Below are 12445 nucleotides of genomic sequence, written 5' to 3' on the forward strand. Positions count from 1 at the left end.
TGTTCCTTACGCCGCGCTCTTGAGTTTCGGGTCCAGCGCGTCGCGCAGGCCGTCGCCCACCAGGTTGATGGCCAGCACGCTGAGCAGGATGGCCAGGCCCGGCAGGCTCACCACCCACCAGGCGCGCTCGATGTAGTCGCGCGCCGAGGCCAGCATGGTGCCCCACTCCGGGGTCGGCGGTTGCACGCCGAGGCCGAGGAAGCCCAGGGCGGCGGCGTCGAGGATGGCCGAGGAGAAGCTCAGGGTGGCCTGGACGATCAGCGGCGCCATGCAGTTGGGCAGCACGGTGACGAACATCAGCCGCCAGAGGCCGGCGCCGGCCAGGCGCGAGGCGGTGACGTAGTCGCGGTTGACCTCGCCGAGCACCGCCGCGCGGGTCAGGCGCACGTAGGAGGGCAGCGAGACCACGGCGATGGCGATCACGGTGTTGAACAGCCCCGGGCCGAGCACCGCGACGATGGCCACCGCCAGCAGCAGCGAGGGCAGCGCCAGCATGATGTCCATCAGGCGCATGATCACCGGGCCCAGGCGGTTCGGCGAGAAGCCGGCGACCAGGCCCAGCACCAGCCCCGGCAGCAGCGAGATGACCACCGAGCTGAGGGCGATCATCAGCGACAGGCGGGCGCCGAAGATCAGCCGCGAGAGCATGTCGCGGCCCACTTCGTCGGTGCCCAGCAGGAACTGCCCGGTGCCGCCTTCCAGCCACACCGGCGGGGTGAGCAGGAAGTCGCGGAACTGCTCGCTGGGGTCGTAGGGCGCCACCCAGGGTGCGAACAGCGCGCAGAAGACGATCAGCACCATGAAGGCCAGGCCGCCCACCGCACCCTTGTTGTGCGCGAAGGCTTGCCAGAACTCTTTCAGGGGCGAGGGGTAGACCAGGCTCGGGTCGCCGGCGGGAGCGTTTTGCATGGAATTCATCGCGGGCTCCTCAGCGTTGGTGGCGGATGCGCGGGTTGACCAGGCCGTAGAGGATGTCCACGGTGAAGTTGACCAGGATCACCAGGGTGGCGACCAGCAGGATGCCGTTCTGTACCACCGGGTAGTCGCGGCGGCTGATGGCGTCGATCAGCCACTTGCCGATGCCCGGCCAGGAGAAGATGGTCTCGGTCAGCACGGCGCCGGCCAGCAGCGCGCCGACCTGCAGGCCGAACACGGTGAGCACCGGGATCATGGCGTTGCGCAGGGCGTGCACGAACACCACGCGGGCCGGCGACAGGCCCTTGGCGCGGGCGGTGCGCACGTAGTCCTCGCGCAGCACCTCGAGCATGGCCGAGCGGGTCATGCGGGCGATCACCGCCAGCGGGATGGTGCCCAGCACGATGGCCGGCAGGATGAGGTGGTGCAGGGCGTCGAGGAAGGCGCCTTGCTCGTCGGAGAGCAGCGTGTCGATGAGCATGAAGCCGGTCTTCGGCTCGATGTCGTAGAGCAGGTCCAGGCGCCCGGACACCGGCGTCCAGCCGAGGGTCACGGAGAACAGCATGATGAGGATCAGGCCCCACCAGAAGATCGGCATCGAGTAGCCGGCCAGGGAGATGGTCATCACCCCGTGGTCGAAGACCGAGCCGCGCTTGAGCGCCGCGATCACCCCCGCCAGCAGGCCGAAGGTGCCGGCGAAGAGCATGGCGGCGATGGCCAGTTCCAGGGTCGCCGGGAACAGCGTGAGGAACTCGTGCCAGACGCTGTCGCGGGTCACCAGGGATTCGCCGAGGTTGCCCTGGGCGAGGTTGCCGATGTAGTCCAGGTACTGCTGGTACAGCGGCTTGTCCAGGCCCAGGCGGTGCATGGCCTCGGCGTGCATCTGCGGGTCGACGCGGCGCTCGCCCATCATCACCTCGACCGGGTCGCCGGGGATCATGCGGATCAGCGCGAAGGTCAGCAGCGTGACGCCGAAGAAGGTCGGAATGAGCAGGCCGAAACGGCGTGCGATGAAACTCAGCATGGTGGGGGCGGACTCCTCATCACGCGGCTGCCCGCGGGGATAACGCGGGCGCCCGTTTTTATTGTCACTTCACCCGGGTTTCGGCGAAGTTGTTATTGCTCAGCGGGCTGATGGTGTAGCCCTCGATATTGCTGCGGCGCACATTGAACAGCTTAGGATGCGCCAGGGGAATCCAGGGGGCCTGTTCGTGGAATATCTTTGTCGCCTTTTCATAAAGTTCCTGCCGCTTCGACCGCTCGTCGGTGCGCCGGGCCTGCTGGATCAGTGATTCGAAGGCCGCGTCGCACCAGCGCGCCTGGTTTTCCCCGGATTTGGCCGCCGCGCAGCTGAGGTTGGGGCTGAGGAAGTTGTCCGGGTCGCCGTTGTCGCCGGCCCAGCCGAGCAGCGAGAGGTCGTGCTCGCCGGCCTTGGAGCGCTTGAGCAACTCGCCCCATTCCAGCGAGCGGATCTGCAGCGCGATGCCGACCTTGGCCAGGTCCGCCTGCATCATCTGTGCCGCCAGCGCCGGGTTGGGGATGGTCGGCGAGCTGCCGTTGCGGATGAACAGCGTCAGCTTCAGGCCGTCGTCCACCCCGGCTTCCTTGAGCAGGGCCCGGGCGCGCTCGGGGTCGTGCGGCCAGTCCTGGAGCTGCCGGTTGTAGCCGAGCAGCGTCGCCGGGTAGGGGTTGATCGCCGGGGTCGCCGCGCCGGGGCCGAACACCGCCTCCAGCAGCGCCGGCTTGTCGATGGCCAGGTTGATGGCCTGGCGCACCCGCGCATCGTCCAGTGGCTTGTGCTGGGTGTTGAGGGCCACGTAGGTGGTCAGCAGGGCGTCGGTGCTGTCCACCGCCAGGTTCGCTTCCTTCTGCAGCTGCGGCACGTCGGCCGGTTTCGGGTAGAGCGCCACCTGGCACTCGCCGCGGCGCAGCTTCTGCATGCGCACGTTGGGGTCGAGGGTGATGGCGAACACCAGGTTGTCGATGGCCGGCTTGCCGCCGAAGTAGTCCGGGTTGGCCTTGTAGCGCACCTGGGCGTCGCGGGCGTAGCGGCTGAAGACGAAGGGGCCGGTGCCGATGGGCTGGGCGTTGAGCTGTTCCTGCCTGCCGGCCTTGAGCAACTGGTCGCCGTATTCGGCCGAGTAGATGGAGGCGAAGCCCATGGCCATGTCGGCGAGGAAGGGCGCTTCCGGGTGGTTGAGGGTGAAGCGCACGGTCAGGTCGTCGAGCTTGTCCACCGACTTGATCAGCTCGCCCATGCCCATGGCCTCGAAGTAGGCGTAGCCGCGCGGCGCCGAGGCGTGCCAGGGGTGTTGCGGGTCCAGCGCACGCTGGAAGCTCCAGAGCACGTCGTCGGCATTCAGCGTGCGGCTGGGCTTGAAGTAGTCGGTGCTGTGGAACTTCACCCCCGGGCGCAGGTGGAAGGTGTAGGCCAGCCCGTCGGGGCTGACCTCCCAGCGCTGCGCCAGGGCCGGCACTACCTCGGTGGTGCCCGGGCGGAACGCCACCAGGCGGCTGAACACCGTCTCGGCGGCGGCGTCGGCGGTGACCGCGCCGGTGTACTGGACGATGTCGAAACCCTCCGGGCTGGCCTCGGTGCACACCACCAGGTTCTGCGCCAGCGCGGGGCCGGCGCCGAGCGCCAGGAGCAGGGGCAGGTAGCGCGGGATCATGGGGGTTCTCCTACAGCAGGTCGAAGGGGAAGGTGCTGACCAGGCGGACCTCGTCGACGCTGCCGTCGACCTGGTTCTGGCTGGCCAGGTGCTTCATGTACATCAGGCGGAACTTGCTGCGCTTGAGCGGGCCGTCCTGGACCACGTAGGTGCCCATCAGGCCCAGTTCGTGGTGCTTCTCGCCGTCCTGGCCGCGGACCTCGGCATAGTTGCCATAGGCGCCGTTGCGATCGCCGTCGTAGTGGGTGCCGTCGATGTCCCAGCCCTTGGCGTACCACACCGCGGTGCTCAGGCCGGGCATGCCGTAGGGCGCGAAGTCGGTGCCGTAGCGCAGCTGCACGGACTTTTCGTTGGGACCGTTGTAGTCCGACAGCAGCGAGTTGGCCAGGTAGATGGCCGAGGTCTCGTGCACGTAGTCGAAGTACTCGTTGCCGTCCACCTGCTGCCAGCCGAGCATCAGGCTGTGGGCGCCGTGGCTGAGGGTGAAGGCCAGGCTCCAGGTGTCGTTGTCGATGTAGCCGGCCTCGCGGTTGCCGGTGTCGCGGGTGCTGTAGAGGTTGAAGCTGGTGTTCAGGGCCAGGCTCTGCGCATCGCCCAGGTCGTGGGAGAAGCCCAGGTAGTACTGGTTCCAGACGTCCTCGAAATGCCCGCCGTAGGCGCTCACCGAGAGGTTGTCGGCGACCTTGTAGGTGCCGCCGAGGTAGCTGTAGCGGTCGCCCTTGACCTGGCGCGTGCCGTACTCGGTGGTGAAGTCCTCGTCGCCCGCCCCGGTGCGCGGGCTGGCGCGGGTGAAGCTGCCGGCCTGCAGCGAGAGGCCGGCCAGCTCTTCGCTGAGCAGGCCGACGCCGTTGAAGCTCGACGGCAGGGCGCGGTTGTCGATGCTGTTGAACACCGGCGTCTCCACCTGGAAGCGCCCGGCCTTGAGCTCGGTGTTGGAGACGCGCAGGCGCAGGTTGGCGATGCCCAGCTTCGACCACTCGTCCAGCGCCTCGCCGTCGCTGTGGGCCAGGGTGCGGTTGCCGCCGCCGCCGATCACGCCCTTGCCGCGCTCCAGGTTGATGGCGTTGAAGCCGGCCACGTCGAGGCCGAAGCCGACGGTGCCCTGGGTGTAGCCGGAGCTGTACTGGAGGATGGTGCCCTGCACCCAGGCGCGGCGGCTGTGGGTGAATTCCGAGCCGCCTTCCTTGGGAATGCGGAAGCCGAAGCTGTCGTGCATCTGCTCGCGGGAAAAGAAGTTGCGCGTGCTGAGGGTCAGTTTCTGGCCCTCGATGAAGCCGCTGGCGCCGGCCTGGCCCTTGTTCGCATCGTCCTCGGCGGCCTGGGCCTGGCCGAGCAGCCCGGCGCCGATCGCCAGGCCCAGTACAGCGGGTTTGAAGTAGGGACACTGCATGGATTGCTCCTTTTTCTTCTTCGTTGTTGTTCGAGACGGCAAACGCATCCCGCCGCGCCTGCCTGGGCGGGCGCGCGGGGTGTGGGGCAGTGGCGAAACGAAGGGCTGCCCGGTCTGCGCCGGGTCGGCGGGCCGAAAGCCTCGGCTAGGGCTGGTTGCTCACGCCGTAGAAGGTGTTGCGCCCGAAGGGGCTGATGAGGAAGCCCTGCACCGACTTGCGCATGGGCTGGTACACCGTGGAGTGGGCGATGGGGCTGATGGGCAGCTGCTGGGCGAGCAGTTGCTGGGCCTGCTGGTAGAGGGCGACGCGCTGGGCGTGGTCGGTGGTGGCCTTGGCCTGCTTGACCAGCTTGTCGTAGGCCGCGTCGCACCACTTGGAGATGTTGTTGCCGTTGACCGCGTCGCAGCCGTAGAGGGTGCCGAGCCAGTTGTCCGGGTCGCCGTTGTCGCCGGTCCAGCCGAACAGGGCGGCGTCGTGCTCGCCGGCGTGGGCGCGCTTGATGTACTCGCCCCACTCGTAGCTGACGATCCTCGCCTTGATGCCGACCTTGGCCCAGTCGGCCTGGATCATCTCGGCCATCAGCCTGGCATTGGGGTTGTACGGGCGCTGCACCGGCATGGCCCAGAGGGTGATCTCGGTGCCTTCGGCGATGCCGGCCTGCTTCAGCAGCTCCCGGGCCTTCGCCGGATCGTAGGCCTGGCCCTTGATGGATTCGTCATAGGACCACTGCGTCGGCGGCATGGCGTTCACCGCCAGCTGGCCGGCGCCCTGGTAGATGGCGTCGATGATCGCCTGCTTGTTCACCGCCATGTCCAGCGCCTGGCGCACCTCGACGCGGTCCAGCGGCTTGTGGGTGACGTTGTAGGCGATGTAGCCGAGGTTGAAGCCCGGCTGCGAGGGCATGTTCAGGTTGGCGTCCTGCTTCAGCGAGGCCAGGTCCGCCGGGCGCGGGTTGAGGCTGATCTGGCATTCGCCGGCCTTGAGCTTCTGCATGCGCACCGAGGCGTCGGTGTTGATGGCGAAGATCAGGTTGTCCAGGCGCACGTCCTCGGGCTTCCAGTAGTCCTTGTTGCCCTTGAAGCGGATCAGCGCGTCCTTCTGGTAGCGGCTGAGCACGAAGGGCCCGGTGCCGATGGGCTTCTGGTTGATCTCGCTGGCCTTGCCCCGGGCGAGCAACTGGCCGGCGTACTCGGCGGACTGGATGGCCGCGAAGCTCATGGCCAGGTTCTGGATGAACGCGGCGTCGACTTCGTTGAGGACGAACTTCACGGTGTAGTCGTCGAGCTTCTCCACCCTGGCGATGTTGCGGTCCAGGCCCATGTCGGTGAAGTAGGGGAACTCGGTGGGGTAGGCCTTGCGGAACGGCTGGTCCTTGTCGAGCATGCGCTCGAAGGTGAAGACCACGTCGTCGGCGTTGAACTCGCGGCTGGGCTTGAAGTAGTCGGTGGTGTGGAACTTCACGCCGTGGCGCAGGTGGAAGGTCCAGGCCTTGCCGTCGGCGCTGGTCTCCCAGCTTTCGGCCAGGGCCGGCACGGCCTCGGTGCCGCCGCGCTCGAACTGCACCAGACGGTTGAACAGGGTTTCCGACGTGGCGTCGTAGTCGGTGCCGGTGGTGTACTGGCCCGGGTCGAAGCCGGCCGGGCTGCCTTCGGAGCAGTACACCAGGGTGCTGCCGGCGAAGCTCGCCGAGCTGGCCAGCAACAGGCCGCCGGCGACCAGTGAATGCATGGAGTTACGACGCTTCATACGCATGCCTAACCTCGTTGTTCTTTTTCTGAGGGAGCCGGGCGCGGGCCTGATGGACCTGTGTCGGCTCGGGCGCCACCGCTCCCCCGTGGGCGATGGTCGGATGCCGCCGGGGTAGCCGGCGAACGTCGAACGCGAAGTTAAGTCAGGCTGAAATTAAGGTCAACTTAAATTCAGTGCTACTGCAAAAATCAGAAGCGTCCTAATGCCTAGGGAATGTCTCAGGTACCCGGATGCTCGCCGAACAGCGGCATGGTGGTGACGGTCAGCACCTCGGCGGTTTCCTCGCCGGCATTGCGCAGGCAGTGGGGCTTGCCGGCGTCGAAGTGCACCGAGTCGCCGGGGCCCAAGGGGTAGCTGCGGCCGTCGATGGTGTAGACGATGCTGCCGCTGAGCACGTAGGCGAATTCCGCGCCCTCGTGGGCAATCAGCTCGGACTGGTAGCCGACCGGCATGTTCATCTTCACCGCGTTGAGCTGGTTGCCGGGGAAGGAACTGGACAGGCGTTCGTAGCCCAGCGGCTGGCCCTCGATGGCATAGCGCACGCGCTCGCCCTGGTGGGTGTCCGGCTGCGCTTGCTGCGGCTGGTCGAACAGTTCGTTGAGCGGCACCCCCAGGGACTTGGCGATGCTGGCCAGGGACGAGATGGAAACCCCGGTGAGGTTGCGTTCGGCCTGGGACAGGAAGCTGGCGGTGAGGCCGGATTCGCTGGCCACCTGGTTGAGGGTCTTCTTCGCGGCGCGCCGATAGCGACGCAGGCGCTCTCCGATTCGATCGACGGTCATTGGCTGGGCTCTTGGAGGATGCCGGCAGTATACCGGCGAAGGAAGGCGGAGGAAGAGGGCCGGAAAGGTTGGCTTGCGAAGAGGGCTTTTGCCGTGATTTTAAGTGGTGCTTAAAATTCGTTTGGCACGGATTTTAAGTAATGCTTAAATTCCGCCGGAGTTTTCAGGATGGGAGTTGGGCGATGACGTTGGGCGTTGGGGGCAGCAGCCCCGAGCAGGCTCTGGCGGGGCTGCGCGACATGAGCGGCGGCGTCGAGCCGATCGGGCTGGACGAATACCGGGCCCGCGTGGCCGGCCTGCAGGCGCGCCTGCGCGAGCAGGGCATGGCCGCGGCGTTCGTCGATGCCGGCAGCTACCTGCGCTATTTCAGCGGGGTGAAATGGAACCCCAGCGAACGCCTGGTCGGCCTGCTGGTGCCCGCCGAGGGCGCGCCGCAGTACCTCGCCCCGGCCTTCGAGGAGGGCACGGTGCGCGACTTCCAGGTGCTGCCCGGGGCGATCCGCACCTGGCAGGAACACCAGAGCCCCTACCGCCTGCTGCTGGACATGCTGGTGGAGCTGGGCGTGCCGGCCAACGCCCGCCTCGGCCTGTGCCCGAGCCTGCCGTTCGGCATGGTCGAGCGCCTGCGCGAGGTTGCCGGCGCCCTGCGCCTGGTGGATGCGAGCGCCGCCGTCGACCATGGCCGGCAGCGCAAGTCGGCCGCCGAGCTGGCGCTGATGCAGCGCGCCAAGGACATGACCCTGGAAGTGCACAAGGCCACCGCCAGCATCCTCCGCGAAGGCATCAGCACCACCGAGGTGGTGCGCTTCATCGAGGCGGCGCACCGCCGCGTCGGCGCGCCCGGCTCGACCTTCTGCATCGTGCTGTTCGGCGAGGACAGCGCCTTCCCCCACGGCGTGCGCGAGCCGCGCCCGCTGCGTGAAGGCGACATGGTGCTGATCGACACTGGCTGCCAGTTGCACGGCTACAACTCGGACATCACCCGCAGCTACGTATTCGGCACGCCCAGCGAGCGCCAGCGCAGCCTGTGGAACCTGGAGAAGGCCGCGCAACTGGCCGCCTTCGCCGCCGCCGTGCCGGGTGCGCCCTGCCAGGCGGTGGACGCCGCCGCGCGGCGCTGCCTGGAGGCCGGCGGCCTGGGCCCGGACTACGCCTTGCCCGGCCTGCCGCACCGCACCGGCCACGGCATCGGCCTGGACATACACGAAGGCCCCTACCTGGTGCGCGGCGACGAAACCCCGCTGGAGGCCGGCATGTGCTTCAGCAACGAACCGATGATCTGCGTGCCCGGCGAGTTCGGCATCCGCCTGGAAGACCACTTCTACATGAGCGCCGAAGGCCCGCGCTGGTTCACCCGGCCGAGCCATTCCATCGACGATCCATTCGGTCTGGCGGGGTAAGGCCTACCGCACCGGAGGGCATTGTAGCGGGCCCTGCCCGCGATTCGCGCGCAGGGCGCGCTCCTACAGGGGGATGGCGGCGCAGGATTTCATCCGTGATCGCACCGGGGCGTTCGGCTATCGCGGACAAGGTCCGCTCCTACGGGAGAAATACCGCGCTGCCCGGCAACCTGTAGGAGCAGGCCCTGCCTGCGATTCGCGCGCAGGGCGCGCTCCTACAGGGGGATGGCGCGGGTGGGGCAGCGTAGGAGCGGATCTCATCCGCGAACCGCGCCGGGACGTCCGGCTATCGCGGACAAGGTCCGCTCCTACGTTGCAGGCGAGCACGGCTTTTCGTAGGAGCGAGCACCTCGGTACAGCCTGCAATGTTGCACGGTGGCTAGAGCAACTCGAAGGGAAAGGTACTGACCAGCCGCAGCTCGTCGACGCTGCCGTTGCTCTGTTTCTGGCTGGCGCGGTGGCTGACGTACATGAGGCGGAAGTGGCTGCGTTTGAGCGCCCCGTTCTGCACCACGTAGGCGGCCGACAGGCCCAGTTCGCGGTGCTTCTCGCCGTCCTGCTCGCGGCCCTTCGCGTAGTTGCCGTAGGCGCCGTTGCGGTCGCCGGTGTAGCCCGTGCCGTCGATGTCCCAGCCCTTGACGTACCACACCGAGGTGCTCAGCCCCGGCACGCCGTAGGCTGCCCAGTCGGTGTTGTAGCGCAGCTGCGCGGATTTCTCGTTGGGCCCGTTGTAGTCGGCGAAGGCCACGTTGCTCAGGTGGATGGCCTTGGTCTCGTGCACGTAGTCGAAGTATTCGTCGCCTTCGACCTGCTGCCAGCCGAACATCAGCGAGTGGGCGCCGCGGCTGAGGGTGAAGTCCAGGCTCCAGGTGTCGTTGTCGATGTAGCCGGCGGCGCGGCGCCCGGTGTCGCGGGTGCTGTAGAGGTTGGCGCGGGTCCGCAGGGCGAGCTTCTGCGGGTCGCCCAGGCTGTGGCTCAGGCCCAGGTAATACTGGTTCCAGATGTCCTCGAAATGCCCGCCGTAGAGTGTCGCCGACAGGCCGCCGGGGGCCTTGTAGCTGCCGCCGAGGTAACTGTAGCGGTCGCCCTTGGCCAGGCGGGTGCCGTATTCGGTGGTCAGGTCTTCCTCGCCGGCGCCGGCGCGCGGGCTGGCGCGGGTGAAGCTGCCGGCCTGCAGCGCCAGGCCCGGCAGTTCCTCGCTGAGCAGGGCGAAGCCGTCGAAGCTGGCGGGCAGGACGCGGTTGTCGTGGCTGTTGAACACCGGCGTGTCGACCTGGAAGCGGCCGCCCCTGAGTTCGGTGCTGGAGACGCGCAGGCGCAGGTTGGCGATGCCCAGCTTGGACCATTCGTCCACCGCGTTGCCGTCGCTGTCGGTCAGGGTGCGGTTGCCGCCGCCGCCGGCGATCACACCCTTGCCGCGCTCCAGGCTGAGGGCGTGGTAGCCGGCCACGTCCAGGCCGAAGCCGACGGTGCCCCGGGTGTAGCCGGAGCTGTACTTGAGCAGGGTGCCCTGCACCCAGGTACGGCGGTTGTGGGTGAACTCCGAGCCGTCTTCCTTGGGGATGCGGAAGCCGTTGCTGTCCTGGGCCTGCTCCAGGGCGGCGAAGTTGCGGGTGCGCAGGCTGAGGCTCTGGCCTTCGACGAAACCCTTGGCGCCGGCCTGGCCGCGGGCCTCGCGGCGGTCGTCCTCGGCGGCCCAGGCCTGGCCGAACAGGCAGGCGCCGAGGGACAGGCCCAGGGCGGTGGGGCGGATGTGCTGCTGGATCATTGGCTGTTGCTCCCTTCTTGTTCTTGTTGGAGGGGCTAGGCCGATGACGCCGTGGGTGCGCTGGCCCCTGTGAGGGGCCGAAGCTAAGTGGGGGCGGGAAGGGCGATCAAGGCGGATTCGGCCGCGCTGCGAAAAACGGAAAATTCCGAATATTCAGGGGATTGCATTCGGGCGGCGGGGTACTCGTCGAAGGTAGGCGCGGGGGCGATGGAGGGCGCCTACCTGCCCGGCGCCGCCTCTGGCGGGGCGGCGCCGGGGTGGGGGCTACAGCAGGTTGAAGGGCAGGGTGGTGATCAGGCGCACGTCGTCGATGCTGCCGTCGGCCTGGTTCTGGCTGGCCCGGTGGCGCCGGTAGGTCAGCTTGATGCTGCTGCTCTTGAGCGGGCCGTTTTGGATCTTGTAGGCGAGCGTCATGCCCAGTTCGCGATGCCTTTCGCCGTCCTGCTTGCGCACCTCGGCGTAGCTGCCGTGGGCGCCGTTGCGGTCGCCGTCGTAGCGGGTGCCGTCGATGCCCCAGCCCTTGGCGTACCACAGCGTGCTGCTCAGCCCCGGTATGCCGTAGCGGGCCCAGTCGGTGCCGTAGGCCAGCTGGGCGGACTTCTCGTTGGGGCCGTTGTAGTCGGATTGCAGGTAGTTGACCAGGTAGATGGCCGCGGTCTCGTTGACGTAGTCGAAGTACTCGTCGCCATCAACCTGCTGCCAGCCCGCCATCAGGCTATGGGCGCCGCGGGCGAGGGTGAAGGCCAGGCTCCAGGTGTCGTTGTCGATGTAGCCGGCCTTGCGGCTGCCGGCATCGCGGGTGCTGTAGCCGTCGAAGCGGGTGTGCAGGGCCAGCACGTCGGGGTCGCCGAGGTCGTGGGAGAAGCCCAGGTAGTACTGCCGCCAGATGTCCTCGAACTCGCCGCCGTAGGCGCTGAGGCTGAGGTTGGGCGTCGCGCGGTAGGTCCCGCCGAGGTAGCTGTAGCGGTCGCCCTTGGCCTTGCGGTCGCCGTAGGTGGTGGTGAGTTTCTCGTCGCCGGCCCCGGTGCGCGGGCTGACGCGATCGAAGCTGCCGGCCTGCAGCCTGAGCCCGGTGAGTTCGCTGCTGGTCAGGCCGACGCCGCGGAAGGTGGAGGGCAGGGCGCGGTTGTCGATGGTGGCCAGCACCGGCGTCTGGACCTGGAAGCGGCCGGCGCGCAGTTCGCTATTGGACAGCCGCAGGCGCAGGTTGGCCACGCCCAGCTTGGACCACTCGTCCAGCGGCCGCCCGTCGCTGTCGGTCAGGGTGCGGTTGCTGCCGCCGGCGACCACGCCCTTGCCGCGCTCCAGGTTGAGGGCATGGAAGGCGCCGACGTCGAGGCCGAAGCCGACGGTGCCCCGGGTGTAGCCGGAGCTGTACTGCAGGATGCTGCCCTGCACCCAGGTGCGCCGGCTGTGGGTGGGCTCGTAGCCGTCGTCCTTGGGGATCTTGAAGACGAAGCGCCCATGTTTTTGCTCGCGGGAGGCGAAGTTGCGGGTGCTCAGGGTCAGGCTCTGGCCTTCGATGAAGCCCTTGGCGGCGGCCTGCCCCCGCTGCCTGTCGTCCTCTTCGGCCGCCCAGGCCTGGCCGGTGACGCCGGCGAGCAGCGCCAGGCCGATGGCGGTGGGGCGGATGTGTGGATTGGTCATCTGATTGCTCCTCGTTTCTAGTGCTGTGCGCAACGGCGGGCACCTGGGCGCGCGCCGGGAACGGCCGGTGGCCGGCTGCAAGGCGGAAAGCGAGTGCGGTGGGATGATTGTTGGAAGAGCC

At 67.9% G+C, this 12445-nt stretch carries 9 protein-coding genes; 1 reads left to right on the forward strand and 8 read right to left on the reverse strand.

Annotated elements, in window-relative coordinates; genetic code table 11:
- Positions 1 to 6: 6 nt before the first annotated feature.
- The 6 genes from PcP3B5_RS05490 to PcP3B5_RS05515 form a co-directional block, all read right to left on the reverse strand.
- Complete coding sequence (locus PcP3B5_RS05490) at positions 7 to 918, reverse strand: ABC transporter permease subunit (RefSeq protein ID WP_058071443.1); 912 nt, start codon at positions 916 to 918, stop codon at positions 7 to 9.
- A gap of 10 nt (positions 919 to 928) precedes the next feature.
- On the reverse strand, positions 929 to 1939 hold the full coding sequence (locus PcP3B5_RS05495) for an ABC transporter permease subunit (RefSeq protein ID WP_061560753.1): 1011 nt from the start codon (positions 1937 to 1939) through the stop codon (positions 929 to 931).
- Positions 1940 to 2003: 64 nt separating this feature from the next.
- On the reverse strand, positions 2004 to 3587 hold the full coding sequence (locus PcP3B5_RS05500; protein ID WP_061560754.1) for an ABC transporter substrate-binding protein: 1584 nt from the start codon (positions 3585 to 3587) through the stop codon (positions 2004 to 2006).
- Positions 3588 to 3597: 10 nt separating this feature from the next.
- A complete protein-coding gene (locus tag PcP3B5_RS05505; protein ID WP_061560755.1) occupies positions 3598 to 4977 on the reverse strand; it encodes an OprD family porin in 1380 nt (459 codons plus the stop codon).
- A 145-nt stretch (positions 4978 to 5122) separates the two neighbouring features.
- Positions 5123 to 6706 (reverse strand): ABC transporter substrate-binding protein, encoded by a 1584-nt coding sequence (locus tag PcP3B5_RS05510; RefSeq protein ID WP_420820163.1) that lies wholly within the window; start codon positions 6704 to 6706, stop codon positions 5123 to 5125.
- Positions 6707 to 6945: 239 nt separating this feature from the next.
- The gene (locus PcP3B5_RS05515; RefSeq protein WP_009617731.1) at positions 6946 to 7509 is read right to left on the reverse strand and encodes a helix-turn-helix domain-containing protein; all 564 of its coding nucleotides are present in this window, start codon (positions 7507 to 7509) and stop codon (positions 6946 to 6948) included.
- Between the two features lie 182 nt (positions 7510 to 7691).
- Between PcP3B5_RS05515 and PcP3B5_RS05520 the strand changes: the two genes are divergently transcribed.
- A complete protein-coding gene (locus PcP3B5_RS05520) occupies positions 7692 to 8909 on the forward strand; it encodes a M24 family metallopeptidase (RefSeq protein WP_061560756.1) in 1218 nt (405 codons plus the stop codon).
- A 379-nt stretch (positions 8910 to 9288) separates the two neighbouring features.
- Here the strand turns inward: PcP3B5_RS05520 and PcP3B5_RS05525 are convergent, their stop codons facing one another.
- Entirely contained in the window at positions 9289 to 10677 is a 1389-nt protein-coding gene (locus tag PcP3B5_RS05525; RefSeq protein ID WP_061560757.1) for an OprD family outer membrane porin, read from the reverse strand.
- Between the two features lie 264 nt (positions 10678 to 10941).
- On the reverse strand, positions 10942 to 12324 hold the full coding sequence (locus PcP3B5_RS05530) for an OprD family porin (RefSeq protein WP_061560758.1): 1383 nt from the start codon (positions 12322 to 12324) through the stop codon (positions 10942 to 10944).
- Positions 12325 to 12445 lie beyond the last annotated feature (121 nt).

Source organism: Pseudomonas citronellolis, from assembly GCF_001586155.1.
GTDB classification, from domain to species: domain Bacteria; phylum Pseudomonadota; class Gammaproteobacteria; order Pseudomonadales; family Pseudomonadaceae; genus Pseudomonas; species Pseudomonas citronellolis.